A 26,743-nucleotide genomic window follows, 5' to 3' on the forward strand; every position below is an offset into this window, starting at 1 on the left:
CCGACTCGCCCGAGGCTCGCTGCCGCGACGGCGGGTCCCTCCGCTAGTCGTCCGCGAGGGACCTGACCGACGCGGTCTGTTCGCCGTGGAGGTGACAGGCCGCGGGGTGGCCCGCCCCCGTCGCCTCCAGTTCGGGGTGGTCCTCCTCGCAGACCGTCGGGAACGCCTCGCGGAGTCGCTCGGCGGCCGTCTTCAGGTCGCCCTCGGCGACGCGATCGAGGGCGTCCGAGAGGACCGCCTCGGCCTCCGGGTCCGACAGCGACTCGGGGAGGTCGAACTCGCGGCGAATCTCGCGCCGGAGCGCCGCCGCGTCCACCTCGCTCGCCGAGTCGTAGTCGCCCTCCTCGACGAGGAACGCGCGCACGGTGTCCACGTCGAGGTCGTCGGTCTGGACGCGGTGTCTGAGGTTCATCACGTGTCGCCACTCAGATTGCTCGAAGTCGTACCCCTCGGGGGGGATGACTTCGGGACAGCGAGTGTGGAACCGGCACCCGGAGGGCGGGTTCGACGGACTCGGGACGGTCCCGGTCAGTTCGATGGCCTGCCCGCGCTTGCGGGGGTCCGCCGAGGGAATCGAGGACATCAGCGCCCGTGTGTAGGGGTGCTGGGGGTTCCCGAACAGTTCCTCGGTCGGGCCGATCTCGACGATCTCCCCGAGATACATCACCGCGACGCGGTCGCAGATCTCCCGCACCACGCCCATGTCGTGGCTGATGAGCAGGATAGCCAGCCCGAACTCCGCCTGCAGGTCGTTGATGAGTTCGAGGATGGCCGCCTGCACGCTCACGTCCAGCGCCGAGACGGGTTCGTCCGCCACGATGAGGTCCGGGTTGAGGACGAGCGCCCGGGCGAGACCGATGCGCTGTTTCTGTCCGCCCGAGAACTCGTGTGGGTAGCGGTCGTAGTCGTCCGCCGAGAGACCGACGCGTTCGAGGAGGTTCTCGACGATACGACGGCGGCGTTTGCGGTCGCGCATCCCGTGGATCTGGAGCGGTTCGGCGACGGAGTCGCCGATGCTCATCCGCGGGTCGAAACTCGACGTGGGGTCCTGGAAGACCATCTGGGCGCGCCGGCGGAAGGCCTTCAACTCCGTCCTGTCGAAGTCGGTGATGTCCTCGCCGTCGAACAGGATTTCGCCGGCGGTCGGCTCCTCGACGCGCAACAGGGAGGTGGCGGCCGTGGACTTCCCACAGCCGGACTCCCCGACGATGCCGACCGTCTCGCCGGGGTGCACGTCGAAGTCGATGCCGTCGACGGCGCGCACGCGACCGACCTCTCGCTGGAGGACACCCTGCGTGATGGGGTAGTGTTTGGTGAGGCCGCGGACCGACAGCAGCGGTCGGTTCGCGTCACTCATCGCGGCCACCCCCGTCGGTGCGGGCGGCCCCCGACTCCGACTCGGAGTCGCCCCTGCCGTCCGTCCGGCGGACCACGGACTCGTCGTAGCCCGCGCGGTAGTAGACACACGAGACGTCGTGGTCGTCCGCGACCGTCTCGTGGGCGGGTTGCTCGCCCGTCCGGCAGTCCTCGACGGCGTGGGGACACCGCGGGTTGAACCGACAGCCGTCGGGCGGGTCTGTGAGGTCCGGCAGACTGCCCTGGATGGCGTTCATCATACCACCGGTGCCGGGGAGACAGTCGAGCAGGCCCTGCGTGTAGGGGTGGGCGGGGTCCTCGAAGACGTCGAAGACGCCGCCGCGTTCCATCACCTTGCCCGCGTACATGACGACGACGCGGTCGGCGATCTCGGCGACGACGCCGAGGTCGTGGGTGACGAAGACGATGCTCATGTCGTACTCCGCCTGCAGGTCGTTTAGCAGGCGCAGTATCTGGGCCTGGATGGTCACGTCCAGCGCCGTCGTCGGCTCGTCGGCGATGAGCAGGTCCGGGTCCGAGGCGAGCGCCATCGCGATGACGACGCGCTGTTTCATCCCCCCGGAGAACTCGTGGGGGTAGTCGTCGACCCGGGCGGCCGCGTCGGGGATGCCGACGCGGTCCAGCAGGTCGACGGAACGGGCGCGGGCCTCGGCCTTCGAGACGTCCCGGTGGAGTCTGATGGCCTCGATTATCTGCGTCCCGACGGTGTAGACGGGGTTGAGCGCCCCCTGCGGGTTCTGGAAGACGTGGGCGATGCGGTCGCCCCGCACCGAGCGCAGTTCCTTCTCGGAGAACTCCGCGAGGTTCATCCCGTCGAACAGCACCTCGCCGCCGGCGATACGGCCCGGCGGCATGGGAATCAACTGGGTGATGGACTCGCAGGTGACCGTCTTGCCCGACCCCGACTCGCCGACGACGCAGACCGTCTCGCCGCGTTCGACGTCGAAGCTGACGCCGTCGACGGCGCGGACGACCCCCTCGTCGGTGTCGAAGTGGACGTGCAGGTCGCGGACCGAGAGCAACGGTTCGCTCGAACCGCTCATGTCTCACCCTCCGAGCGCGGGTCGAGTGCGTCCCTGAGCGCGTCACCCACGAAGTTGAACGACAGGACGGTGAAGAACAGGAAGATTCCCGGTATCGTCGCGATCCACCACGCCGCCGAGAGGTCGTCCTTCCCGCCGGTGATGGTCCGGCCCCACGACGGGATGCTCGGGTCGGTCAGTCCGAGGAAGGCGAACGCCGCCTCCACGAGGATGAACGACGGGATGAGCAGGGTCGCGGCAGTGATGACGGTACTCGACACGTTCGGCAGGAGATGGCGACGGATTATCCATCCGTCGCTCGCGCCGGCGTTCTCCGCCGCGCGGATGTACTCCTCCTCGCTGCGCTGGAGCGCCTCCGAGCGAACCAGTCTGCCGACCCCCTCCCACCCGAAGAAGCCGAACAACACGATGAGGAGGAAGAGACTCGGCGTGAACAGGTACGCGAGGATGAGGAACAGGAAGAACGCGGGGAAGGTGGCCTGGATGTCCACGTAGCGCATCAGCAGTTCGTCGACCCAGCCGCCGAAGTAGGCGGCCGTCGTGCCGACCAGACTGCCGACGGTGATGACGATGAACATCGTGATGAGACCGACCTGCATGCTCACGCGCATCCCGAGGATGATGAGCTTCAGGATGCCCTGTCCCTCGCTGGTCGTCCCCAGCGGGTACTCCCACGACCCGTAACAGCGCCCGCTGGCGATCTCCCCGACGCAGTCGAGGGGGACGTCCATCGAGACGGACGTGTAGACCGGGGGCTGGTACTGGGCGATGATGTTCAGTTCGGGGTTCCCGGCGATGGCCGGGCCGAACGTCCCGACGACGAAGATGACGGCGAGGTAGACGGAACTGAGCACCGCGACCCGGTTGCGCCGGAACCGCCGCCAGTAGTACTTCGTCAGTCGCGGGTTGTCGTACAGCGGCAGGACCACGAAGTAGAACCCGACGACGAGCGTCAGCATCGACAGCCAGTCGACGGCGCTGACGTCGTAGCCGCCGAACACCGTCCCCACGCCGGGGAGGACGAGTGCCGGTATCGTCGTGAACTGGTTGGCGATGACGACGTAGTCGTAGACGGCGAGGCCGGCGAGACCCAGCAGGGTCCCGAGGAAGGCGAGTTCGCGTCGGGAGACGCCGGCGCCGCCGATGGCGTCCCAGTCGACGTCCTCGAAGCGGTCTTCGGTCGCCATTATCGCCCCTCGTAGTCGATTCTCGGGTCGAGCACGGTGTAGGCGATGTCCTGCAGGAGGTTGCCGATGATGACGAGGAACACTGGGATGAGCGTCGTCGCCAGCACGAGCGGCGTGTCCTGCTGGATGATGGCCTTGTAGCTCAACTGCCCGAGGCCGGGGATCTGGAAGACCACCTCGGTGATGTACGCCCCCGCGAACAGCACCGCGAGGATGTCACCGATGAGGATGGTCATCAACGGGACCAGCGCCGGGCGAAAGATGTGTCTCAACAGCACCCGCCAGTCGCTCGCGCCCTTCGCGCGAGCGGTCTTGACGAACTCCGCGTGGACGTACTCCAGCGCCTCGGCGCGCGAGTAGCGCATGTTCGCCGCCATCGCCGCCGTCGACAGGACGACGACGGGCATGACGAGTTGCTTCGCGTTCGCCACCGAGAACACCCCGTGGTCCAGTATCGCCTGCGTCTGGAAGAACGTGGGCAACCACCCCAGCGTCACCCCGAATATCAGTATCAGCATGATGCCGAACCAGAAGTTCGGGATGCTGATGCCGAAGAAGGCGACGAACGTCCCGAAGTAGTCCGTCTTGGTGTACTGGTGGGTCGCGGAGTACAACCCGATGCCGTACCCCAGTATCAGCGAGATGACCGTCGCCGGTAAGAAGTACATCAACGAGTAGGGGTACGCCTCCGCGATGGCGTCCATCACCGGCTGGTTCCGGGTGAACGACCACCCCCAGTTGAGCGTCGCCATGTTCACCATGTAGTCCTGATAGCGCTCCAGCACCGGCTTGTCACGTCCGGTGATCTTCTTGAACGTCTCCTGTGCTTCCTCGACGTCACCGCCCGACGTCGCCGCGGAGAACGCGAACGCCGTCTGCCCGTTGCCGGGGGAGACCGCGAGCAGGCCGAACGTTATCGACAGGATGAGATACGTGGCTAGCACTGCCCACGCGACCCGTCGGGCGACGTACCATCGCATGCTCATGTGTGTGCCCCCGGATTACTCGAAGCTGTAGCCGTCGGGGAGTGCGTCCGCGAGCATGTTCTGGGCGAGCGCCGTCCCGTACGTCTCGCCGTAGCCGAAGCGCGTCACCTTGTCGTCGCTGAACCAGGCCGAGTACTCGGGCTGGTGGGTGAAGCCGGGTTCGGCGTAGCCGCGGTTGATCTGCTCGACGATGACCTGCTTGTTGACGCCCGTCGTGAGCGCCTGCCGGACCTTCTGCTCGCGCAGCGGTTCCCAGCCGTTGGCGCGCTGGTTGTAGACGAGCATGCCACAGAACGCGCTTGGCACCTTGATGACCTTCGTGCTCTCGTTGTTCTCGTACTCCGTCGCCTTCGCCGGCGGGAGCGCCGTCTGGGTGATCTCGCCGGTCTTGAACGCCGACAGGCGGGTGGACTCCTCGCTGAACACCTGGTAGGAACGCTGGTTGAAGTACGGGACGTTGCCCTCGAAGAGACCGTTCTTGCCGTAGTAGCTGTCGTTACGCGAGGCGACGAAGACGGACTCGCGGTCCCAGCGGTCGAACTTGTAGGGGCCGAGGTTGCCGCTGGCGTACGCGAGCGTCTGGACCTCCTGGTCCTGGTTGAGCCCCTCGCCGTCGTCGTCGCCGCGGTACTTCTCGACGAGGCCTTTGGGCATACAGTAGGTCCCCCACATGACGGGCTTCTTGATGAACGCCGGGTCGACCTCCTCCAATTGAATCTCGAAGCTCAGGTTGCCGGTCTTCTGGACGGCGATGGGCTTCTCGTTGCGGAACCACTCGCTCTGGTTGACGTCGCCCGCCCAGTTGTTCTCCGCCTGATGGACCTCCTTGATGTAGTACACCCAGTCGTCGGCGGTCATCTGGCCGTAGTCCGCGCCCCACTGCAGGTCGTCGCGGAGGAAGAACTCGTAGTTCTGCTTGTCGGAGGTGTCGTACTCCTGGACCCACCGCGGCGTGAACTCGTCGTCGTTGTTCAGCGCGTAGGCCCCGTCCATCGTCAGGCCGATGCGGGCGTCCGTGGAGGTGTCGTTGTTCCGGATGGGGTTGAGTGTCTTCGCGTCGGTGGCCGACCCCGTAGAGAAGCTACCCTGCACCGAGGGGTTGGAGCCGCTACCGCCGGTGAAGTGCCAGCGCTGGGAGTCGAAGCCGAACGTCGGCCCGACGTTGAGGCCGCCGACGTTCTGCTGGAACCCCTCGAGGTCCGTACTGAACGTGAGGAAGTTCACGGGCTGGTCGCGCGAGAGGATACCGAAGACGTTCGAGAGGAGGTCCTGACGCGCCGCCTCGTCCGTCTCGGAGGACGCCTGGTCGAGTTTCGGGCCGATGGGTTCGGTCGGTTTGTAACCGTAGAAGTTGACCGTCGCCTGCGTGGTCTGGGAGACGTCCGTCCAGAACGGCGCGATAGACGTCGGCGTCCGGGGGTAGGAGTTGAACCCGATGCCGCCCATCAGGTCCCACTGCTCTTGGCTGACCGCCTCGTCACGGGGGCCGGCGTTGAACGTCGGCTGGCCGCCCTCGTAGGTCTGCTGGGCATACTTCGAGAGCATCGTGTTGAACGGCACGCCGGTCAGTTCGACGTTGATGCCCACCTTGCCGAGTTCCTGTTTGATGAGTTGCATCGTCGTCTCGGTGGTACTCCCGCCCGTGGAGTACACCGCCGACAGCGTCACCTGGTTGCCGTCGGGGTCCATCAGCTTGCTCCCGAGCATCTCGACTTCCGTCGTCTGCTCCCCGCCGTCCGACCCGTTCCCAGCCGTCGTCCCGTTGGAACCGCCGTCGCCGTCACCGTCGGCGGACTGCTGGCTGCACCCTGCGAGCGCCACGGCACCGCCCGCGCCGAGGAGTTTGAGCACACTGCGGCGCCTCGAGCCGACGTTCGTTCGACCGCCCTCACGACCAGTGGGTTCGTTACCAGATGGCATTGTAGTCAAAATTTGATTGGACAATATATACCCTTCGATTGATAAAAATTGTATTTTGTCATGAACCCGGAGAATCGTGTAGGTCGGGACTTTCGTTGGACATTTGCCCACAGAACCTCTCGCGACGGGACCGTTCGGCTGCAAGGACCGGTGGAACCGGGTGTTCCTCAGTAGCCGACGGCGTTGCCGTCCTTTCGGGGTTCGGTGGCCGCCGAGAGGACGCCGTCGGCGTTGCGCGCGAACTGCGCCCCGCCGAACATGACGGGCGGGAGGACGGCCACGTCGTGGCCCTTCCGGGCGAGGGCGTTCTGTATCGCCCCGGGGACGCGCGTCTCGACGGCCAGACGGCCCGACTCCCGGTACCGCCAGCGCGGTTCGTCGAGCGCCGCCTGCGGCGTCATCCCCTCGTCGACGAGGTTCGAGACCACCTGCACGTGCCCCTGTGGCTGCATGAACCCACCCATCACGCCGAAGGCCGCCCAGTCGTCGGCGTCGAAGCGGATGAGCCCCGGGATGAGCGTGTGGAACGGGCGCTTTCGGGGTTCGAGGCGGTTCGGGTGGTCGGCGTCGAGCGAGAACGACGCCCCCCGGTTCTGGAGGGCGATGCCGGTGTCGCCGGCGACGAGGCCCGACCCGAACCCGGCGAACCGGGAGTTGATGTACGAGACGACGTTGCCCGCGTCGTCGGCGACACAGAGCAGGACCGTGTCGGCGTCCTCGGCGTGCGAGTCGGGTACCCCGAAGGAGTGGTCGCCGGCCCCCTCGCCGACTTCCTTTGCCCGCCGCCTCGCCCACTCGCGGGAGGCCAGCGGCGGCACGTCCTTGAACTCGGGGTCCGTGATGTAGCGGTGGCCGTCGTGGAAGGCGAGGGCCGTCGCCTCCGCGAAGCGGTGGAGTCGCTCGGCCCCCTCGTGGCTCGCGGCGTCGAGTTCGCTCGCGATGTTCAGCGCTTCGAGTGCGACGAGACCCTGGTTGTTCGGCGGGAGTTCGAACACCTCCGCGCCGTTGTAGGTGGTCGAGATGGGGTCGACGAACTCCGGTTCGAAGTCCGCGAGGTCCTCCATCGAGAGGAACCCGCCCTCGCGCTGGACTTCCTCGACGATGGCCTCCCCGATGCGGCCCTCGTACACCACGTCAGCGCCCTCTTCCGCGATGGCGCGCATCGACTCGCCGAGTCGCTCCAGTCGCATCACCTCGCCCGCCGCCGGCGCGCGTTCGCCGTCGACGAGGTAGGCGTCCCGGGCGTGGTCAGACTCGAAGAGGTCCTCCCCGCCCATCCAGTGGCTGGCGATGACCTCGCTGACGGGGTAGCCCTCGGTGGCGTACCCGATGGCGGGGTCGAGCGCCTCGGCCAGCGTCCGCTCCCCGAAGCGGTCGACGGTCGCCTCCCACCCTCGGGCGGTTCCCGGGACGGTGACGGTGTGCGGCCCCGTGAAGGGCATCTCCGCCTCGTCGGGAGCCACCTCCTCCTCCTCGGCGACGGCCTCGCGGACCCGTTCGCGCGTGGCGGCGGCGGGCGCACCCCCCCAGGCGCGCATCCCGCCCACCTCGCCGTCCGCGGTTCGGTAGAGCGCGAAGACGTCGCCGCCGAGTCCGGTCGAGGTGGGTTCGACCACGTTCAGGGCGGCGGCCGTCGCCACCGCCGCGTCGAAGGCGTTGCCGCCCTCCTCCAGCACCCGCAGACCCGCCTGCGCCGCCAGCGGCTGGCTCGTCGCCACCACCCCGTTGCTCGCGTACACCGTCGACCGGCGCGACCCGAAGCTGTCTACGTTCGTGTCCATGCGAGAGGCAGGGTACCGACTCCCATAGTCTCCCTCGTTCCGGCGGCGGCGAGCAGTTTCACTTTCACTCCCGTGTTGGCGGACGCGTGGGGGTGGATTCGCCGTCAAGGCAACGTGAGGGGGCCGCAGACGAACGAATCGTCCTCGGTGGCCGGGGTCGAAAATCCGCCCGCCGTCGGGCACTTTCGCGGTTCCGTCCAGTTTCACCCCGCCCGTGAAATCCATCTATAATCAGACACGCCCTCGTCGGAACCAACGATGCAGACGACGGAACCGTACCCGGACGGCAGCGGCGAGGCCGACGCCCCCGCCCGCGTGGTCATCGACCGCTCAGACTCGCTCGCCCGCTGGCGGTTCGTCTGTCCCAACGGCCACGCCGACTGGGACCCGACGAACAACCACCTGTGGTGTGCCACCTGCGCGGCACTCCACGGCGTCGACCCGGAGTACTGGGAACTGCTGGACAAGAAGACCGGCGAGACGGTCCCGTGGGCGGCCGTCGTCCTCCGGTAACGCCGCGCCCACGCCGCCATTCACCATGACAGACACCACCCCCACCGACAGTGGCGACCCGCACGCGGACCGCCCCGACCCCGGGCGGCCCGTCGAACCGACCCGCCCCGCAGGCCCGGACGACCACGGCGACCACCCCGCGGACCGCGCCCGTTACCTGCTCGCGGCGACGGCCCTCTCGCTCGCCCGCCTCGCCTTCGTCAGCGCCGTCCCCCTCGTGACGCTCTGCCTTCTCGTGGGCGTCGAGGCCCTCGTCGGTGCCGTCCCGACGATGGTCGTCACCACCGCCAGCGGGGAGTACGCCGTCCCCCTGACGCAGGCACTCGCGTTCGCCGTCGTCGCCCACCTCGCACGCCGCCTCTACGCGCTCAACGCGGGGTAGCCCGTTCCCGGCGGGGCCACGACGCGGGACTTAACCGCTCCTGTCCGCTACCTCCGGCAATGAGTTCCCGTTCGTCCGGCGAGTTCTGTCCTCGCTGTGGTGACCCGGTCGAACCGCGCGAGCAACCCCGGCCCGGCGACCCGGCAGGCCGGCAGGCCACGCTCTGTGATTCGTGTTACTTCGAAGGGTTCGACCTCGTGGACGCCCCCGACGAGTTGACCGTCAAACTGTGCGCCCGATGCGGAGCCGTCTACCGGGGCAACCGCTGGGTCGACATCGGCGCGGAGGACTACACCGACGTCGCCATCGAGGAAACCCAGCAGTCACTCGGCGTCCACGTCGACGCCGAGGAGGTGTCGTGGCTCGTCGACCCCGAACAGGTCGACGAGAACACCGTGATGATGCACTGTCACTTCTCGGGGGTGGCACGCGGCGCGGTCATCGAGGCCGACCACGACGTGCGGGTGCGCTTCTCGCGAGAGACCTGCACCCGGTGTTCGCGCATCGCCGGCGACTACTACGCCTCCGTGATACAGGTGCGAGCGACAGAGCGTACCCCGAGCGACGAGGAGGTCGAACAGTCGGTCGACATCGCCGAATCGTTCGTCGAGGACCGCGAGGCGACGGGCAACCGCAACGCCTTCATCACGGAGATAGACGAGAGCCGCGACGGGGTGGACATCAAGCTCTCGGACACCCAGATGGGTCGGGCCATCGCCTCGCGCATCCGGCGGCGCTTCGGCGGCACCGTCTCCGACTCCCGGACCCTCGTCACGGAGGACGAGGATGGCAACGAGGTCTACCGGGTGACCTACGCCGTCCGCCTCCCCCCCTACCCGGCGGGCACCATCGTCCAACCGGAGGGCGAGGATCCCGTCCTCGTGCGCTCGGCCCACGGCAACCTCAAGGGCGACTACCTCACCACGGGCGAGCACTACGAGGCGTCCAGCGACGACGGCATCGCCCCGGCCGCCCGCCGCCTCGGCCACGTCCGCGACGCCCGCGAGACGACGCTCGTCGCCATCGAGGACGAACACGCCGTACAGGTGCTCGACCCCGACACCTTCGAGACGAAGACCATCGCCCGCCCGGACTACCTCGACGAGGACGCGGAGACGGTCCACGTCTTCAAGAGTCGAGAGGGACTGTACGTCCTGCCCGAGGACGCCCTCGGGGACCGCTGAGTTCGAGAGCCGACGCTACCGGAGGAGAGGACACACCGCGACACGCTCGTCACTCCTCGTCGGAAGTCTCCGGTGGACGACAGAGACCGCGACCCCGGAGGGTGGCGAGTCGGTCCTCGACCGGCCCCGAGAGCATGTCAATCGGAGTCATGTGCCACCAGTTGTCGCGCGTGGGCAAAACACTTGCCCCCGTATTGCCCCCGCGCTTAAGTCCGGGTAGCCGCTCCTCATCCACATGGACCGCCAACAGCTCATCGCACTGGTGCTCGTCGGGTTGATGGTCACCTCCTCCGTCGTCGGCCTCGTCGCGAGCGTCCTCTGAGTCGCCGCGACGACCCCCCTCCCGGGGGCGGGGCGACCGCCCTACTGCCAGACGTCGTCGAGCGGGTGGCTCCCCGTCGTCCGCCGTCCCTTCCGGCGTCCGGACGAGTTCGACGACGAGTCGCTCGACCCGCCGAGCGCCGCGCCCGGGTCGAACGCCGGCAGGTCCGGTTCCGACATTCGGTCGACCTGCTCGGTGAACCACGGCGGCATGTCGTGGCTCGCCCGGTCGAAGAGGTCGAGCAGGGACGAATCCGCGAGGTACGTCGCGCCGTGGTCGTCCGGCGCGCGCACCACCCGCCCGCAGGCCTGAATCACGGTCCGGAGGGCGCTCCGGTAGTACCAGCCCCACTGGCCCTCCTCCAGTCTGCGGGCCACCCGCGTGTCCCGCGTGTTGGGGTAGGGAGCCTTACAGAGGACCTGCCAGCGCGCGAGGTTCCCCTTCAGGTCGAGGGCCTCCTCCATCTTCACGGAGACGAACACGTCCGACCCGTCGCTGCGCTTCCACGAGTCGAGGGCGGCGTCCCGCCCCTCGGAGTCGTGCGTTCGGACCCGGTCGCTGACGCCGAACTCGCGCAGGAAACCCACCAGTTGCTCCTGAATCGCGTAGGAGTGGGCGTGAATCAGGCCCTTCTCGTCGGGGTGGTGTTGCATGAGGCGGACGACCAGTCGGGCGATTTTCGGTATCGTCTCCTCGCGGTGCTCGTAGGTCATCTTCCCCTGCGTCACGTCGAACAGCGGACGGTTCTCGACGGGGAACGTGTGGCGCACGTCCACGAGGGCGACGTTGTCGGGGTTCAGCCCCGAGGCGCGACAGAAGGCGTCCTTGTTCAGGATGGTCGCCGAGAGGAGCGCGAACGTCGAGCCACGGTCCCAGACGGTGTGTTTCAGGTAGCGTTCGGGGTCCATCGGTTTGATGGTCACCGCGGTTCCCGCCCCGTCGTGTTGGTCGACCACCCACGTCGTCGCGCTCTCCGGGTCGCGGGCGTCCTCGACGAACCACTGCAACTCCCGGACGAGTTCCGCGAGTCTGTCGCGCTCCGCGGCCTCCTCCTGTGAGAGTTCTATCTCGCTCCTGAGTTCCTCCTGTCGCCGCTGGCAGACGGTGACGAGGGCCTCCGCGTAGTTCGCGGCGTCCTCGCTGTCTTCGAGGGCCGGGGCGGGTTTGGCCTCCCAGAGGGGCACCGTCTTCGGCCCGAGTTCGATGGTCGCGTACATCTCGGCCCACTCCGCGAGGCCGTGGGCCTCGTCGACGACGACGACGTCGCGCATGCCGAACACCTCCGAGCCGGCCATCTGCATGAAGTACGCGAGCGTCATCGCCGCGATGGGCCGGTTCGAGGCGACGTCCCGGTCCGAGAAGTACGGACAGCGGTGTTTGACGGGGCAGTCGAACCCGCGTTCGCGGGCGCACGGTGCGCGGTCCACCGGCGTCGTCGTCTCGCCCGGCAGGATGCACTTGTAGTTGCCCTTCCCGCGGATGATAGAGAGGTCCGACAACAGTGGCTCGCTCGCCACGTCGTCCAGTTGGGAGACCTGCGGGGTGGTGTAGTACGCCCCGATGGGTTCGTTGGCCTTCGCCTCGCCCGGACGACGGGCACAGCCCGCGATGGCCCGCGCGAGCAGGGACTTCCCGCTCCCGGTCGGTGCCCGCACGAGGACCACGTCGTTGCCCGCCTCGAACGCGCTCCGGATGTCGCGGAGGGCCTGTTCCTGTGCGCCGCGATAGGATGGCGCGGGGAACTCCTCCTCGATGCGGGCGGGGTTCACGCGAGAGAGGTGCGCCGCGGGCAGGGTAAAGTTGCCGACCGACCCCGACTACCCGTCGAGGGCCGCCACGTCCGCTGCGGTGACGTCCCGGTCGTCGGGTAGGCGGTCGATGCAGTCGAAACAGAGGAAGAACTCCGACCCGTCGGCGAGTTCGAGCGTCATCCCTGCGGTCGGTCCCTGGTCGAACGACCAGAGGTTGGCGATGCCGCCCGCGATGCGGACCGACTCCCCACAGGCGTCACACGGTTCGCTCGCCATACTCCCCCGACGGGGGCCGGTCACGTCAACGTACCGCCCCCGGACCCCTTCGACGTCTGACGATAAAACGCGCGTTTGATACTCCGCCAGGGGTTTATCAGTGCCGCCGGAACGAACTGGTGCCGGTCGACGCCCGGACTTCGGTTCCCGGCGTACCAGACCGGTCCCCGCAGGTCCCCACTCTCGACCGCCTCTTCCCCCCTCGGGGGCGGTCGACCGGCGGCGCGGGCCGCCACACCCTCCCTCCCTCGGTCCGCCCGACGCCACCCGCTTGCCTCCTGCCCATCGGCGTCGGGCGGACCATCCAGACTCGCACGGCGAGCGACCGTCGCGGCAAGAATTGTTTCATCCGTCTCGTTGTTAATTTCACTCTCACGTACGCACAAGTAGTTTCATCTAGTGGGGTGGAGAAGCCCGGACACCCTCCGCGGGAGGGACACCCTACCAATGAGACGACGACAGTTCCTCACGACGACGGGCCTCGCCGCCGCGACTGCCGCAGTTCCCGGTCTCGCCGCCGCCGACCCGGACGCCGAACCGCCGAACCCGAACGCCTACCTCACCAACGAGCAGTTGTACCGCCGACTCCGCCTGCTGACCCGGGAGAGCGATCTGTTCGACCTGCGGCGCATCGGGAAATCCGCCGGCCGCGGCGACCCCCTCTGGGAGGTCACGGTCGGCGAGGGGGACACGAACGTCCACCTCATCACGCAGATTCACGGCGACGAGCCCGCCGGCACCGACGCCATCCTCGTCCTCTTCCGACAGATGGCCGCGGACCCGGACCGCTACGAGGACGTCCTCAGCGAGTTGACCATCACGGTGATTCCCCGCGTCAACCCCGACGGCGCGATGTTCGGGTGGGATACGGACTCTGACGGGGGCGAGGAGCGAATCACCCGCCGGCAGAACACCCAGGAGTGGAACGGGGGCGAGTCGCGCCACGAACCCTACTACCACTACGCCGAGGGCGACGACCACCCGTTCGCGGCCCCCAACCCGCCCGCCGGCTACGACATGAACCGCGACTTCACCCTCCTCGACGAACTCGACGACCATCCCGGGCAGGGCAACGGGTCGGGGCAGGGGAACGACCAGTACCTCCCCGCCGACTGGTGGAGTAGCTACGAGGCCGACGGGGAGACCCGATGGCAACTCGACGTGCCCTACGAGGGCTACACGCTGAAGCGAAGCGGTCTCCGTCTCTCGCCCGAGGTGCGCGCCGTGACCGAGTCGTTCCTCGAAGCCGACCCCGACTACGCCATCACGCACCACCACCAGGGGGTCCCGACGGTGCCCGACACCGACCCCGCCGTCCCGTCCGTGATGAGCGTCATGGCCGCCTTCGGCGAGTCGTACCTCGACAGGGCACCCTTCTACGACGGCGAGGGACCGGTCGAGGACGCGGTCAACCCGTTCATCGACCGGCAGACGAGCAAGCGTTCGCTCCGCCTGAACCGCCTCGTGCGCGACCGACTGGACGAGGTCACCGGCCCGTGGGACGACTTCGAGTCCGTGACTCGCTACGGCTACACCACGCTGTGGGGGTCGTACCTCGACGCGCTCTGTCCCCGCACCGACGCCGCCGGGATGCTCTACGAGATCTCGGGGCAGTCCGACTCCGTCGGGTCGCGCGCCTACGGCCAGAAGGTCGAGGCTTCGCGCGTCGGTTTCGAGGAGACGTTCCGGGCGCTGGCCGCGGACCCCGGTCTCTCGTCGGTGGACGCCAACAGCTACTTCGACATCCCACTCGCGGGCGAGGAGTACCCGGAGATGACCGACGGCGACTCGACGGACACCGGACGGGCGGCCGCACGCGGTGCGCGGGCCACCCCGACGGCGGGGCCAGCACTCCCGCACGACGCGTTCCGCCGGGACTGAATCGAACCGGCAAACGCGGCCGCGAGGCGGGACGGAAGTTAACCGTTCGCCGCCCCTCCTTCACGTATGCGTGTTCTCGTCACCGGTGCGACCGGGTTCGTCGGCGGTCGACTCGTCCCCGCCCTCCTCGCGGCGGGCCACGAGGTGGTCGCGCTGGTCCGCGACGCCTCGCGCTACGACGCCCCCGAGGGCGTCGTGGTGAAAGAGGGGGACGTCCTCGAACTCGGGAGCTTCGAACACGCGCTGGAGGGCGTCGAGGCCGCCTACTACCTCATCCACTCGATGGGTTCCGGCCGGGAGTTCGCAGAGCGCGACCGGCGGGGGGCCCGGCACTTCGCCCGCGCGGCGAGCGAGGCCGGCATCGAGCGCGCGTTCTACCTCGGCGGCCTCGGCGACGACCGGGACCAGCTCTCGAAGCACCTCAAGTCCCGCCGCGAGGTGGAACACATCCTCGCGGCGGGCGACTACGACCTGACGACGCTCCGGGCGGCCATCATCATCGGCGACGGGAGCGCGAGCTTTCAGGTGGTCAGACAGCTCGCACAGCGTCTCCCGCTGATGCTGACGCCAACGTGGGTCGAGACGGAGTGCCAGCCCATCGCCATCGACGACGTGGTCGCCTACCTCGTCGGGGCGCTCTCCGTCCCCGAGACGGCGGGCGACACCTTCGAGATCGGCGGGCCGGAGGTGCTCACCTACCGCGAGATACTGGAAGAGACGGCCCGTATCTCGGGGGGGTACCGCCCGGTCATCGTCGGGGTGCCCGTGCTCACGCCGCGCATCTCCTCGTACTGGATCGGTCTCGTGACTGACGTGTCGGCGAGCGTGGCCCGCCCACTCATCGACGGCCTGCGCAACCCCGTCGTGGTGACCGATCACCGGATCGAGGACCTCGTCCCGTTAGCGCTGACGCCCTTCGAGACGGCCGTCCGGCGGGCGCTGGGGGAGGAGTCGTCCCCGGACGCCGACGAGCGAGTCGAACAGGAGGAGACGGCCTGAATGGCCAAGGTAGAGTTCGGGGAGGCATGGGTGTACGAGAGCATCGTCTCCGCGCTCCCCGGTATCGACGTCTCCCGACCGGTGGCCATCGGCATCCAGTTGGTGCTCTTCGAGGTGGCCGTCCTCGTGGCGGCGTGGTACTACGACCTCTGGACGGCCGCGCTCGCGGGGAGTGCCGCCGTCCTCGTCGCCGCCCTCGGGAGCGCCGAGATGCTCCGTATCTCAACGCTGGTCCGCTCGGAACCGCTCCCGGAGACCTACCGCAGACTCCTGTTCGGGACGTCCATCGAGGTGGTGCTGGCGGTGCTGGCGTTCATCGCGCTGGTCACTCAGCTGTTCGTCTTCGCCCCCCAGCGCGGCGGCCCGTCGCTCGTCGAGTCGCTGTTCGGCCCAGAGCCGCCGGTCGTGGTCGTCTACCTGATGTTGCTCATCCTCTGGGACGTCTGTTACCGCATCGGGACGGCGTGGTGGGCGAGCGTCGTCTCGCTGTGGCGCTCCTATCGCTACCGGTTCGACCCGCGGACGGCGCAGGCGCTCCGGCGGTCGGACCTCGAGATAATCGCCTTCTCCACCGCGCAGTTGATTCTGGTGCCGTTCGTCGCCGACCAGCCGGTCATCGCGACGGTCATCGTCGGCCACGTCGCGGCCGTCTGGGGGGTGACCGGGCTCTCGGTGGTACTGTTGACGGTCAGAACGAGAGAGGAGGACGCTACTGGGACTTCATCCGCTTGAACTGATCTAAGAGCGCCTCCGCCGAGTCGCCCGAGTCGTACTTCAGGGTCCCGTGGTACTCGGTGCGTTCGTCGTCGAAGTCCGTGTCGACGGTGGTTGACTTGGCCTCGCGGCGTTCGTGCTCGTCCTCGTCATAGGCACCCATTGACATGGTATACGTACTCTTGCAAATTCCGCAGTATCAATGTACCGGTTAGGTTCATCGACGACCGTGATGAATCGACCGCGGCGGGCATCGGAGTCGGGGTCGTAACCGTTACCAGCACCGGCCCGAAGGGTGAGACGTGGCAGGTCCCCTTCGGTTCCGCCGGTCCACCGAGTCGTGGTCCGAGCGGCGCGTCCGTCAGCAGTTGTTCGCCCCCCTGAACTCGCGGTTCGGCGCGACGATGGGGCCGGCAGACACGCCCGCGCCGAACGGATACGCCGCCCGCCGCCTCGACATGGACAACGGCGACTTCGCGCTGTTCGCCTGGCGGACCGAGAGCGGCGAACCCGCCGTCGCCTACTGGCTCGGCAACACCGAGACGCCCGAGATTCTGTGGCGAACCGACAAGTTCGGCTTCGACGAGGTGCCCTACGCCGTCACACGGTGGGCACAGCGCGAACTGCTCTCGGACCTGCGCGAACAGGACCCGTGGCTCGCCGACTACCAGCACGTCAGCTGGTTCTTCCTCCCCGTCTTCCACTCGAAGGACGGCCGGGAGAGCACGCGGGCGTTCTTCCGCGACCACGCCGCCGGCTTCCCCGACGCGGACCGCGAGACGGTCCTCGAGTTCTACGAGGGGTTCCTCGCGACGGGAGCGCTCGACTCCACCCGAGAGGTGATGGCCGGGAAACTGGGCACCAGCCCCCAGGTGGACGTAGTGCGCATGGGCGCGACGATGGCCGAACTCCACGCCGCGAAACTGCTCTACGAGTCGGGCCTGGAGTTCGTCCCCGAGGTGGACTTAGACAGCGGACACGCCCTCGACTTCGTCGTCGGCGACGGCGTCCGCGAGACGTCCATGGCCGACCTCCCCCGGGGAGGCGACGTCCTCGTCGAGGTCACCCGCCCCCGCCCGCCGGCACGCCGGAGCGTCGACACGCCCATCGCGGCGCTCCGGGCGACGGCGAACGCCAAGACCGACGACCAACTCGACGCCCACCCGGACGCCCTGCTCCTCGTGGACTGTTCGTCGTTCCGCGACGACGAGTGGAACACCGTCCGCGCAGAGAAGCCCTCCGTCGCCCACACGCCCGCCATCGTCTACCGCCTCCGGCCCAACGGGTCGGCAGAGGCCTACCGCCACGGCGACCCGACCCTCGACCTGAGCGGGTCCGTGCGCTGGGTCTGAGGCGCCGGGGCTACAGATTCCTGAGGTTCAGAGGTTCAACTCGACGACTTCCACGCCCGCGCAGTCCGGACAGCGCAGTCGGTAGCGGATGTGCCCGTTGCGCGGGTCGGTCTCCAGTCGCGCGCGCCACTCGCTGTGGAGCACCGCGTCCTCGAACCCGCAGTTCGTACACGTCACCAGCGCACGCTCGAGACCCTTCTGCAGGGCGCGGACGCCGCGCGGGTGGGAGTCGGGCAGGTGGTTCAGCATAGCAGTGATAGTAGGTGACAAGTAGCACAAAAGTTTGTCGCCTGTCGGAGGACGGATTGTGGGACGAGCGCGACTCGTGTCCGTGCCCGCGCGCGAGTCGCAGGGTCGCCACACAGGCCCGTATCGCGCGTGAGACGGCTGACGAGGGTGCCCTCGTCGAGCGCGTCTGGACACTCCGCGTCTCCCTCCGATGAGGGAAAGGCCCCTTCGGTACCGAAGCAGCGGTTGCATTGGTCGGCCGACGCACTGCAGTACCGATGAGGACACAGAGTGGGGAGGGTTCGGACGAGTCGCTGACCGACGAGGAGTCCGCCGCGATTCACGCGGCACTCGACACCGGGTACTTCGACGGACCTCGGGGGACGTCCCTCGGCGGCGTCGCCGACAGGCTCGACGTCACGGACCGGGAGGCGTCCCGACGGCTTCGGCGGGGGATGAGCAAGGTCGTCAGGCGGAACCGGGAACGCTTCGAGTGTCACCCCGATTCCGACGAACGGTTTCCTCCCCACCGATAGGTTCACGTGTTCCGGTACCGGCTCGACGGGTCCTCGACCACAGAAGTGCCGACTCACGAGCCGCTCCGGAAGAGTCGACACTCGAGACAAGAACCGGAGGACAGCGTCCGCGTTCGGGCCTGTGGCCCGAACGCGGTTCTGGGAGCCTGTGAGACGCGGAGCGTCTCACAATGCAGGGTTTTGCGAGGAGGGCGAGACGGCGGAGCCGTCTCGCTTCCCCACGGGCGACCCGTGAGTCGCCCGGGGAGAGTGGTGCTGCAGCGGCGGCTTCGCCGCTGCGAGGACACCCGACGAGCAAACCGGTGGGGTGGTCTAGAAGGACAACTGCTCCGGGCCGTCCTCGCCGATGTCCGTCGGGTCGCGGTCCGAGTAGAACTTGCGCCCGATGGCCTTGCTCGACACCGAACTGTAGAGCGCGAGGCGCGCGCCCTCGGCGTCGTGGAACGTCTCGTCGTCGAGACTCCCGAGGGCCTCGCCCACCGTCTCCCGGCCGTTGGGCAGGTCGAGGATGAGGTCGCCGTACTCGCGGATGAGGTCCTGCGTCGTCGCGGGGTAGTTGTGGGCGTCGAGCTTCTCGTTCGCGTCGGTGAACAGACGCATACATCCACGGACCACGGAATCCATCATAAACGTTCACTATAATCACCTTGCCCCGATATTAGGTCATAACCCATCATTGTAGATTGTGATAGATTCGCCCGCGGGTTCCACGCGTCGGTATGCAATGGAGGGACGCGGGCGGGCCGACTCCGGCGCGGTTTAACCCTCCGAGGTCGGAAGGGCGGCATGGTCGTCGCGGACCTCCACGTCCACACCACGAACTCCGACGGGACGCTCGAACTCGACGAGGTTTCCGCCGCCGCCCACGAGGCGGGCGTCAGCGTCGTCGCGATAACCGACCACGACCGACTCCACCCGGACCTCCCGACGCCCGTGGCTCACCTCGACGGGGTCACCGTCGTCCACGGCATCGAACTCCGGGTCGACGCGGGCGACGGCCACCTCGACCTGCTGGGGTACGCCGTCCGACCCACGGACGCCCTCGTCGCGAAACTCGACCGCCTCCAGACCGACCGCGTCGAGCGCGCACGGCGGATGGTCGAACTGGTCGAGGAGCGCGAGGGCGTCGCGCTGGACGTGTCGTTCGAACCGGGCGTCGGTCGCCCGCACGTCGCGCGCGCAATCGCCGAGAGCGACGCCCCCTACGACGTGCAGGGGGCGTTCGACCACCTCATCGGCGACGACGGGCCGTGTTACGTCCCTCGGTCGGTCCCCGACTTCGAGACGGGCCGTGACCTGCTCTCGGCGGCCTGCGGGTTGGTGGGACTGGCCCACCCGCTTCGCTACGACGACCCGGCGGCCGCGCTGGCGCACTGTGCGACACTCGACGCCGTCGAGTACCACTACGACTACGGCCGCGAGGTGGACCGCCGGCCAGTGGCGCGAGCCATCGAAGAACACGGACTGGTCGTCACGGGCGGGAGCGACGCCCACGGGCGGACGCTCGGGCGCGCCGGACTCGACCGCGAGGAGTACCGCGCGTTCCGCGACAGGGTGCGCCTCTGAGCCGCGAGGCCGGGACGTCGCCCTCCGGCGGGTTCCACTCGAAGCCGTCCTCGACCGGATAAGCACGCCGGTAGCGGCCACTCGCCCCGCACCCGTAAGCGTTCAGTAGGTCCACGTCGAAGCGAGGGTATGCAGTGTCACTACTGCGACCACCCCGCTGACATCGCCGTCGAGCGTGGCGGCGTCAAGGTCGGCCTCTGTACCACCCACTTCCGGGAACGCCTCGACGAACTCCAGGAGGACGGCTGGCTCGACGAACTCCAGGGCGAACTGGAGACCGACCGATTCGACTGACTCGGCCGACGCGGACGGGTCGACGAGCGACGCCCTCCCTCTCTCTCCCTCTTTCGCCGCTGACACCGGCTTCCGACCCGTGAGTCGCCGTCCTACGCCCGACTTCCGTCCACGTCGATGGCGTCGACGGGGCAGACGTCGACACAGAGCATGCAGTCGATGCACTGCGCCTCGTCGACCGGCGCGGCCTTCACCTCGCTGGTGGGGTGGCCGGGGGTGTCCACCCACTCGAAGACGTCGACGGGACAGTTCTCCAGACACGGACCGGAGCCGTCACAGATGTCGAAGTCCACGGCCACGTGTGTGCCGTGGATACCCAGTCGCTCGGGCGCGTCCACGGGACCCCAGACGTCGTAGTCGGCGTCCACGTCCAGCCAGTCGGAGACAGAGGTTCGCTCGCGGGACTCGTCGAAGTTCGGATCGATGGCCATCCGGTGTCCGGTTGACCGGTCGGACAGGTAAGCGTACCGCGTGAGGGAGGTGCCGTGTGACCCGATGTCGGGAGAGCTATGGCACTCCGTCGCACAACCCGCGACATGGAACACGTGCGCGTCGACGACGTCGACTCGTGGATGGGACCGGCGAGCGTCAAGCGCCCCCTCGGGCGGGCGCTCGGGACCGAGGACGTGGCGCTCAGCTACTACGAACTCGACGCGGGCGAGAGCTTCGCCTTCGGCTACCACCGCCACGAAGGACAGGAGGAGGTGTTCTACGTCGTCTCGGGGGCGGTCACGTTCCGGACCGAGGACGGCGACGTCGTGGTCGAATCCGGCGAGGCGGTCCGGTTCGCCCCCGGCGAGTACCAGCAGGGGGTCAACCGTGGCGACGAACGGGTCGTCGCCATCGCCCTCGGCGCGCCCGCCGAGAGCGGCGAGACGGACATCAGACGCGAGTGTCCCGACTGCGGCACGGAGACGTCACAGCGCATCGAGCGCGCGGAGGACGGCGACGCACTCGTCACGCTCTGTGTCGAGTGCGGCGCGGAGACGGGGCGGTTCGACTGACTACGCGAGGCCGTTCGAGATGACGAGGTAGGCCAGACCAACCGCGAAGGCGTCGTAGAGGCCGTGGACGAGTATCGGGACCAGCAGGTTGTCCGTCCGGGCGTACACCCACCCCAGTATCAGCGAGATGCCGAAGACGATGACCGTCGTGACGGTCACCGCGCCCCAGTCGGGCGTTGCGAGGTACTGCGTCGGGACGTGGACCAGCGCGAACGGGACGCTCGCGAGGACGACGGCCGCGCGCTTCGAGAAGCGGTCGTACAGGCGCTTCTGGACGACGCCGCGAAACAGCAGTTCCTCGCCGGGGCCGATGAACAGCAGCGACAGGGGCACCAGCCAGAGCAGGGTGACGGTCAGCCCCTCCTGTGCGGGGAGCGTCGCGGAATTTCCCGCGATGGGCAGGCCGAGCACGAGCGCGGCGGCGATGGCGACGAACCGGAAGACGGTGGCGCCGACGAACCCCCCGAGGGTCACCACCAGGGCGGCCCGGGTCGGCGACCGGAAGTCGAGGTACGACAGGCCGCGCCCGGTGAGTGCGAGGTACGCGACGCTCGCGACGACGAGACCGGTGCCGTAGAGGGCGATGCTGGCGACGAACGCGGTCACCTCGTCGAGACCCGCGAAGAACGGCACCGCCGAGACGAGGTTGGCGAAGACGAACCCGACGAGGGCGACGAGCGACACCACGACGAGGAGCTTTACGCGACCGGTCCGGGCCGCGGGCGCGGGCGGTCGCTCACCGTCGGCTACCTGATACGACATACCAGCAGTATTCGCCGAGAGAGAAGATAACCGTAGCTGCGCCCCGACACTCCGTATCAGGGGAGCGTCGGACGCCCCTCGGGAGCCATCGGGAGAGTGGAGGGTTCTTCCAATCCCCGACCGTACCGACGGGCGATGGTCACGCGCCTGGTCTACGACGACGACTGCGGCTTCTGTACGTGGTGTGCCCGCTGGGCGGTCCGACTCGCCCCCGTCGAGGCCGTCGGGTTCGCCGACCTCTCGGCGGCGGACCGCGACCTGCTCCCCGACGACTACGAGACCTGCGCCCACCTCGTCGCCGGGCGGACCGTCTACTCCTGTGGCGAGGCAATCGAGCAGACCCTCGCCCGTTCCCACCCCGCCGCCGGCTACCTGTTCGGCGCGCTTCGGGGAGTCCCGGGCTACGCATCGGTCCGCGAACGGGCCTACCGGTGGGCCGCCGACCACCGGGACTGGTGGGGAAAGGTCGTCAGCGCCGGGGCAATTCGCTGACCGGGGTCGGGAGACTTCGGGAGAGAATCGAGTGCGGGCGCCCGCGCGAGGTCACTCGACGAGTGAAAGGGACTACTCGAATGCCTGGATGCCGGTGAGGTCGGCGCCGAGGATGAGCGTGTGGATGTCGTGGGTCCCCTCGTAGGTGTAGACCGTCTCCAGATTGGCCATGTGGCGCATCGGCGAGTAGTCGGCCGTGATGCCGTTGCCGCCCAGCATCTCACGTGCAATCCGAGACTGGTCGCGGGCCATCCGCACGTTGTGGCGTTTCGCCATCGAAACGTGCTGGGGGCGCAGCTCGCCGCGTTCCTTCAGGTCCGCGAGGCGGTGAGCCAGCAACTGACTCGTCGTAATCTGGGTCGCCATCTCCGCGAGTTTGTCCTGTTGAAGCTGGAAACGCGCGATTGGCCCGCCGAACTGTTCGCGGTCGGTCGCGTACTGTCTCGCCGTCTCGAAACAGTCCCGGGCCGCACCGATTGCCCCCCACGCGATGCCGTAGCGCGCCTGCGTCAGGCAGGAGAGGGGACCCTTCATGCCCTCGACGCCCGGCAGGACGTTCTCCTCGGGCACGTACACGTCGTTCAGGCCAATCTCGCCCGTGATGGAGGCTCTGAGTGACAACTTCTCGTCGATTTTGTTGGTCGAGACGCCGTCGAGGTCCGTCTCCACCAGAAAGCCCCGGACGGGCGTCTCGGCGGCCGACCGGTCGCGCGCCCAGACGATGGCCACGTCCGCGATGGGTGAGTTGGTAATCCACGTCTTCGCCCCGTTCAGCGTGTACCCCTCGTCGTCCTTCTCGGCGTACGTCTCCATGCTCGTCGGGTCCGACCCGTGCTGGGGTTCGGTCAGCCCGAAACAACCCACCGCCTTGCCCTCGCCCATGTCGGGGAGCCACCGCGCTTTCTGTGCCTCGCTGCCGAAGGCGTGAATCGGGTACATGACGAGTGCGCCCTGCACGGAGGCCATCGAGCGCAGGCCCGAATCGCAGGCTTCGAGTTCCTGCATCAGCAGGCCGTACGCCGTCTCCGAGACGTTCGGCGAGCCGTATCCCTCCAGATTGGGGGCGTAAAAACCCAGTTCGCCCATCTCCTCGATGAGCTCGTTCGGGAAGGTGCCGTCGATCCAGTGCTGGCCGATGTCGGGACGGACCGTGTCCTCAACGAACTCCCGCGCCGTGTCGCGAATCATCCGCTCTTCGGCGCCGAGGTCCGCTTCCAACCCCACGTAGTCAAGCATGGCCCCACTCAGGACTGCCCCGGTAAAAGCACTCGCACTGGCCCGGCGCGGGCGGCGAGTCGGTCAGCGGGCGGGTTCGGCTTCCGCGCGCACCCGGCCGACGTACTCGGTGAAGTTCTCGAAGAGGCGCTTGGCCTCGCAGGCGGCCGCGTAGTTCTCCTCGGTGATGCCCGCGACCACCGCCTCGATTCGCTCGTCGCCGAGGAACTCCTTGCTCCGGGTGACCGCCGCCGCGGTTTCCGTGTCGTACTCGGGGTGGAACTGGACGCCGAAGGCGTGGCCGACGCGGAAGCCGTGGATACCGTAGTCGTTCTCCGCGAACACCTCCGCGCCCTCGGGGAGCGAGACGACCCGGTCGCCGTGGGTCGTGAAGACGGTGAACTCCTCGTCGACACCGGAGAGGAGCGGGGAGTCGGCGGTCCGGCGGACGGAGCGGTAGCCGATCTCGTACTCCGACATCTCCTCGACGCGCCCGCCGAGTGCGCTCGCGAGCAACTGGTGGCCGAAGCAGACGCCGAGGATGGGCAGGCCGTGGTCGTGGGCCATCCGGACCCACTCGCGCGTCTCGTCGATCCAGCCTTCGTCCCAGTAGGCGGAGGCGGCCGACCCGGTGATGACGACCCCGTCGAAGCGGTCGGTGGGGGTCGCCCCGGCCTCGAACTGATCGGTCGGCGGTAGCTGTCCGTCGTTCACGTCGAACTCGACGAGGTCGGCGTCGAGTTCCCGCCGGAAGTTGCGGCGGGTGCTCTCGGCGGCGTACGCCGCGTTGAGCAGTGCGAGTCGGGGACGTGTCATTGTCACCGGTACGGATTCCCCCGGTTTCTGCGTTGCGCTCGCGCGAACACTGTCGGGGCCATCGGGTCGCGTCGCTGCACGGGAGGAGCGGTCGAAAGAAGGGAAGCGTGTGGTCAGTCGTCGAGGTCGACCGTGAGCGTCTGCGAGTCCCCTCGTTCGAGGGTGACGGTCACGTGGTCGACGAGTTCCTGCTGGTCGGCCACCGACCGCTGGAACTCCGTGGTGCCCTCGGGCAGTTCGTAGCCCGCCAAGGTCATCGTCACCGACTCGCAGTCGGCGTCCTCGGCCAGCGAGACCTGCACCTGCGCGGTGCCAGTCGTCTCGTCGTAGGTGATGGCGCCGTACTCGACGGCGCACTCGTCGTTCGAGGCCGTCGCCGTGCCGTCGGGCCGCAGGAACGCGTCGGTGTAGGTCCCGTCCTCGACGAACGAGACGGCCTGCACGAGGCGGCCCTGCCGCCCGTAGAACGCGTTCTCGTCCGACCCGAGGTCGTAGATGACCTCGCCGAACGCCAGGTCGACCTGGTAGGCGTCGACGGGGTCCTCCTCGGGCAGGTCACAGTCGACGGTCACGGTCCGGGAGTCGATCTCCCGGCCGTCGACCGAGGTGACGACGGTGTACTCGCCGTCGGGGACGTCTGCGAGCGTCCGTTCGCTGGTGGGCTGGACCGCGCCGCTGACCTCGTAGCCGTCGGGACCCGTCACGGTGACGGTGACCGCCACGTCGTTCGGGTTGGCGACTCGCATCGTCGCCACGCCGTCGGCACAGTCGACGTTCACGTCCACCGATTCGGGCGGTTCGGGCGGTTCTGGCTGGTCGCAGTCGACCGTGACGGTCGCCGTGGCGAGTTTCCGGCCGTCGATAGAGGTCGTGACCGAGTACTCGCCGTCGGCGAAGCCGCCGGCGCTCACTTCGGTGTTCGCGGCGACCGTCACCGTCCGGTCGAAGCCGTCGGGGCCGGTCACCCTGACCGTCACCGGGACGTCGTTGGTGTTGTTGACGGTGATGACGCCGTCCTCGCCGACGCAGTCGACGGTGACGTCGACGGGTACGCGCTCGGGCGGTTCTGGCTGGTCGCAGTCGACCGTGACGACCTCGGATCCGAGTTCGCGACCGTTTACGGAGGTCGTTATCGTGTAGTTACCGTCCGGGAGGCCGTCGAACGACGTCTCCGTGCCCGCGGACACGCTGACCGTCCGCTCACGGCCGTTCTCGGGGGCGATGGTGACGTTCACGTCGACGTCGTTGGTGTTGTTGGCGGTGATGACGCCGTCCTCACCGACGCAGTCGACGGTCACGTCGACCGGTTCGGGCGGTTCGGGGGGCTGGTCCTCGGGCACGCAGAAGACCACGAAGCTGATCTCCTGGTCGCCGGGCGTCGAGAGGATACCGTCGTCGCTCTCGGGGGCGTTCGCGCTGTCCGTCCCGTCGACGTTGTACTCGGCGGGAGCGTCGGGACCGCCCTTCACGAACACTTCGGCGACGGGTTCGTCGGAGGTGAAGCTGAACCCGGTCGTCTCGGCACCGCCGTCCTTCGTCGTCGTGCCGGTCACGTTGACCTCGTACTCGGTCCCGTCGATGGTGAACTCGAGCGTCCCCTGGTTCTCGATGGTGGTGAGTTCGTCACCTTCGACCTTGTAACCGAGTCCGGACGCACAGAGCACCTCGGGGGTGTTCTGTCCCCCGTTCTGGCCGTTGCTTCCGGCGCTCTGCATCGCGAGGTGGTCGCCCGGCCCCACGCTGATGACGCCGGCGGCGACGACCGAACTCAGGACGACGAGCACCGCGAAGGTGACCGCGCCGATACCCGTTCGATTCATTCTGGACCCTCCAGCGGCGTCGACACCGCGCTTCGACGACTGGTGGTCGCTACGTACTGGTTCGAGTACATCGAATAGATACTCAGGACAATCCTACTTCGTTATGTATCTCCGTCAACAGCTAAACGAGGGGTTAGGACCCGTTCGTCGTCGGAGGCCGGCTGGCGACGCCGCAGTCGGGCGATTTACCGAGTCGCTACCGACCCGTCTCGAGGGGGTGTCGGACCGCTACCGGGTCGAACAGTCGGCGAACCGGCGTGACCGTCGTGGGAGGCCCCATCGCGCTACCACCGCCGCTGGTGGCGAGAACGGGCCGCGCGAAAGCTACTTGTCCCGACCGGG

The 26,743-nt window shown here is 68.0% G+C and carries 28 protein-coding genes; 12 read left to right on the plus strand and 16 right to left on the minus strand.

Translation table 11 applies throughout. The features are described from left to right. Positions 1-43: 43 nt before the first annotated feature. The 6 genes from NKG96_RS16920 to NKG96_RS16945 form a co-directional block, all read right to left on the minus strand. Positions 44-1,357 carry an ABC transporter ATP-binding protein gene (locus tag NKG96_RS16920; protein ID WP_254536341.1) on the minus strand — a complete coding sequence of 438 codons (1,314 nt, stop codon included), beginning with the start codon at positions 1,355-1,357 and terminating at the stop codon, positions 44-46. Further along, on the minus strand, positions 1,350-2,420 hold the full coding sequence (locus NKG96_RS16925; RefSeq protein WP_254536342.1) for an ABC transporter ATP-binding protein: 1,071 nt from the start codon (positions 2,418-2,420) through the stop codon (positions 1,350-1,352). The genes NKG96_RS16920 and NKG96_RS16925 overlap by 8 nt, the downstream gene beginning before the upstream one ends. Then, positions 2,417-3,607, minus strand: a complete 1,191-nt coding sequence (locus NKG96_RS16930) for an ABC transporter permease (RefSeq protein ID WP_254536343.1) — start codon at positions 3,605-3,607, stop codon at positions 2,417-2,419. The genes NKG96_RS16925 and NKG96_RS16930 overlap by 4 nt, the downstream gene beginning before the upstream one ends. After that, positions 3,607-4,593 (minus strand): ABC transporter permease, encoded by a 987-nt coding sequence (locus NKG96_RS16935; protein ID WP_254536344.1) that lies wholly within the window; start codon positions 4,591-4,593, stop codon positions 3,607-3,609. Before NKG96_RS16935 ends, NKG96_RS16930 begins: the two co-directional genes overlap by 1 nt. Before the next feature lie 15 nt (positions 4,594-4,608). Then, positions 4,609-6,444: an ABC transporter substrate-binding protein gene (locus tag NKG96_RS16940; RefSeq protein WP_254536345.1), complete on the minus strand. Its 1,836-nt coding sequence runs from the start codon at positions 6,442-6,444 to the stop codon at positions 4,609-4,611. Between the two features lie 236 nt (positions 6,445-6,680). Continuing rightward, entirely contained in the window at positions 6,681-8,294 is a 1,614-nt protein-coding gene (locus NKG96_RS16945) for a gamma-glutamyltransferase family protein (RefSeq protein ID WP_254536346.1), read from the minus strand. A 258-nt stretch (positions 8,295-8,552) separates the two neighbouring features. Between NKG96_RS16945 and NKG96_RS16950 the strand changes: the two genes are divergently transcribed. Genes NKG96_RS16950 through NKG96_RS16960 form a run of 3 tightly spaced genes read left to right on the plus strand, consistent with a single transcriptional unit; the run spans position 8,553 to position 10,373 of the window. Continuing rightward, positions 8,553-8,807 (plus strand): hypothetical protein, encoded by a 255-nt coding sequence (locus NKG96_RS16950; RefSeq protein ID WP_254536347.1) that lies wholly within the window; start codon positions 8,553-8,555, stop codon positions 8,805-8,807. Between the two features lie 25 nt (positions 8,808-8,832). After that, entirely contained in the window at positions 8,833-9,189 is a 357-nt protein-coding gene (locus tag NKG96_RS16955) for a hypothetical protein (RefSeq protein WP_254536348.1), read from the plus strand. A 59-nt stretch (positions 9,190-9,248) separates the two neighbouring features. Further along, positions 9,249-10,373, plus strand: a complete 1,125-nt coding sequence (locus NKG96_RS16960; protein ID WP_254536349.1) for a 60S ribosomal export protein NMD3 — start codon at positions 9,249-9,251, stop codon at positions 10,371-10,373. A gap of 363 nt (positions 10,374-10,736) precedes the next feature. On the opposite strand, the gene NKG96_RS16965 is transcribed toward NKG96_RS16960, so the two are convergent. After that, positions 10,737-12,464, minus strand: a complete 1,728-nt coding sequence (locus tag NKG96_RS16965; protein ID WP_254536350.1) for a helicase C-terminal domain-containing protein — start codon at positions 12,462-12,464, stop codon at positions 10,737-10,739. A gap of 48 nt (positions 12,465-12,512) precedes the next feature. Further along, complete coding sequence (locus tag NKG96_RS16970) at positions 12,513-12,722, minus strand: DUF7561 family protein (RefSeq protein ID WP_254536351.1); 210 nt, start codon at positions 12,720-12,722, stop codon at positions 12,513-12,515. Positions 12,723-13,169: 447 nt separating this feature from the next. Between NKG96_RS16970 and NKG96_RS16975 the strand changes: the two genes are divergently transcribed. The 3 genes from NKG96_RS16975 to NKG96_RS16985 all read left to right on the plus strand — a co-directional run bounded on the left by NKG96_RS16975 (position 13,170) and on the right by NKG96_RS16985 (position 16,334). Next, a complete protein-coding gene (locus NKG96_RS16975) occupies positions 13,170-14,603 on the plus strand; it encodes a M14 family zinc carboxypeptidase (protein WP_254536352.1) in 1,434 nt (477 codons plus the stop codon). A 66-nt stretch (positions 14,604-14,669) separates the two neighbouring features. Next, the gene (locus NKG96_RS16980; protein ID WP_254536353.1) at positions 14,670-15,602 is read left to right on the plus strand and encodes an NAD(P)H-binding protein; all 933 of its coding nucleotides are present in this window, start codon (positions 14,670-14,672) and stop codon (positions 15,600-15,602) included. Next, positions 15,603-16,334, plus strand: a complete 732-nt coding sequence (locus tag NKG96_RS16985; RefSeq protein ID WP_254536354.1) for a DUF7530 family protein — start codon at positions 15,603-15,605, stop codon at positions 16,332-16,334. Here the strand turns inward: NKG96_RS16985 and NKG96_RS16990 are convergent. Beyond that, positions 16,312-16,485, minus strand: coding sequence for a DUF5786 family protein (locus tag NKG96_RS16990; RefSeq protein WP_254536355.1), 174 nt, complete (start codon positions 16,483-16,485; stop codon positions 16,312-16,314). The genes NKG96_RS16985 and NKG96_RS16990 overlap by 23 nt on opposite strands. Positions 16,486-16,618: 133 nt before the next feature. Here NKG96_RS16990 and NKG96_RS16995 point away from each other — a divergent pair, with 133 nt between their 5' ends. Further along, positions 16,619-17,668 carry a DUF5784 family protein gene (locus NKG96_RS16995; RefSeq protein WP_254536356.1) on the plus strand — a complete coding sequence of 350 codons (1,050 nt, stop codon included), beginning with the start codon at positions 16,619-16,621 and terminating at the stop codon, positions 17,666-17,668. A gap of 27 nt (positions 17,669-17,695) precedes the next feature. On the opposite strand, the gene NKG96_RS17000 is transcribed toward NKG96_RS16995, so the two are convergent. Beyond that, complete coding sequence (locus NKG96_RS17000; protein ID WP_254536357.1) at positions 17,696-17,917, minus strand: hypothetical protein; 222 nt, start codon at positions 17,915-17,917, stop codon at positions 17,696-17,698. 257 nt (positions 17,918-18,174) lie between these two features. On the opposite strand from NKG96_RS17000, the gene NKG96_RS17005 reads away from it, so the two are divergent. Then, complete coding sequence (locus NKG96_RS17005) at positions 18,175-18,432, plus strand: helix-turn-helix domain-containing protein (RefSeq protein ID WP_254536358.1); 258 nt, start codon at positions 18,175-18,177, stop codon at positions 18,430-18,432. A gap of 312 nt (positions 18,433-18,744) precedes the next feature. On the opposite strand, the gene NKG96_RS17010 is transcribed toward NKG96_RS17005, so the two are convergent. Next, the gene (locus tag NKG96_RS17010) at positions 18,745-19,032 is read right to left on the minus strand and encodes a DUF5789 family protein (RefSeq protein ID WP_254536359.1); all 288 of its coding nucleotides are present in this window, start codon (positions 19,030-19,032) and stop codon (positions 18,745-18,747) included. A gap of 186 nt (positions 19,033-19,218) precedes the next feature. Between NKG96_RS17010 and NKG96_RS17015 the strand changes: the two genes are divergently transcribed. Then, positions 19,219-19,998, plus strand: coding sequence for a PHP domain-containing protein (locus NKG96_RS17015; protein WP_254536360.1), 780 nt, complete (start codon positions 19,219-19,221; stop codon positions 19,996-19,998). 129 nt (positions 19,999-20,127) lie between these two features. After that, positions 20,128-20,292 carry a DUF6757 family protein gene (locus NKG96_RS17020; protein ID WP_254536361.1) on the plus strand — a complete coding sequence of 55 codons (165 nt, stop codon included), beginning with the start codon at positions 20,128-20,130 and terminating at the stop codon, positions 20,290-20,292. Positions 20,293-20,384: 92 nt separating this feature from the next. Here NKG96_RS17020 and NKG96_RS17025 read toward each other — a convergent pair whose 3' ends face one another. Then, entirely contained in the window at positions 20,385-20,723 is a 339-nt protein-coding gene (locus tag NKG96_RS17025; protein WP_254536362.1) for a 4Fe-4S dicluster domain-containing protein, read from the minus strand. Between the two features lie 105 nt (positions 20,724-20,828). On the opposite strand from NKG96_RS17025, the gene NKG96_RS17030 reads away from it, so the two are divergent. After that, positions 20,829-21,296, plus strand: a complete 468-nt coding sequence (locus NKG96_RS17030; protein ID WP_254536363.1) for a cupin domain-containing protein — start codon at positions 20,829-20,831, stop codon at positions 21,294-21,296. Here the strand turns inward: NKG96_RS17030 and NKG96_RS17035 are convergent, their stop codons facing one another. After that, positions 21,297-22,058 (minus strand): CPBP family intramembrane glutamic endopeptidase, encoded by a 762-nt coding sequence (locus tag NKG96_RS17035; protein ID WP_254536364.1) that lies wholly within the window; start codon positions 22,056-22,058, stop codon positions 21,297-21,299. 135 nt (positions 22,059-22,193) lie between these two features. Between NKG96_RS17035 and NKG96_RS17040 the strand changes: the two genes are divergently transcribed. Continuing rightward, positions 22,194-22,550 (plus strand): thiol-disulfide oxidoreductase DCC family protein, encoded by a 357-nt coding sequence (locus NKG96_RS17040; protein WP_254536365.1) that lies wholly within the window; start codon positions 22,194-22,196, stop codon positions 22,548-22,550. Between the two features lie 72 nt (positions 22,551-22,622). On the opposite strand, the gene NKG96_RS17045 is transcribed toward NKG96_RS17040, so the two are convergent. From NKG96_RS17045 to NKG96_RS17055, 3 genes are all read right to left on the minus strand, one after another. Continuing rightward, entirely contained in the window at positions 22,623-23,786 is a 1,164-nt protein-coding gene (locus tag NKG96_RS17045) for an acyl-CoA dehydrogenase family protein (protein WP_254536366.1), read from the minus strand. 63 nt (positions 23,787-23,849) lie between these two features. Continuing rightward, entirely contained in the window at positions 23,850-24,581 is a 732-nt protein-coding gene (locus NKG96_RS17050) for a type 1 glutamine amidotransferase (protein WP_254536367.1), read from the minus strand. 113 nt (positions 24,582-24,694) lie between these two features. After that, the gene (locus tag NKG96_RS17055) at positions 24,695-26,401 is read right to left on the minus strand and encodes a hypothetical protein (protein WP_254536368.1); all 1,707 of its coding nucleotides are present in this window, start codon (positions 26,399-26,401) and stop codon (positions 24,695-24,697) included. Between the last annotated feature and the right edge of the window lie 342 nt (positions 26,402-26,743).

The sequence above is a fragment of the Halomarina litorea genome (assembly GCF_024227715.1).
GTDB classification, from domain to species: Archaea; Halobacteriota; Halobacteria; order Halobacteriales; family Haloarculaceae; genus Halomarina; species Halomarina litorea.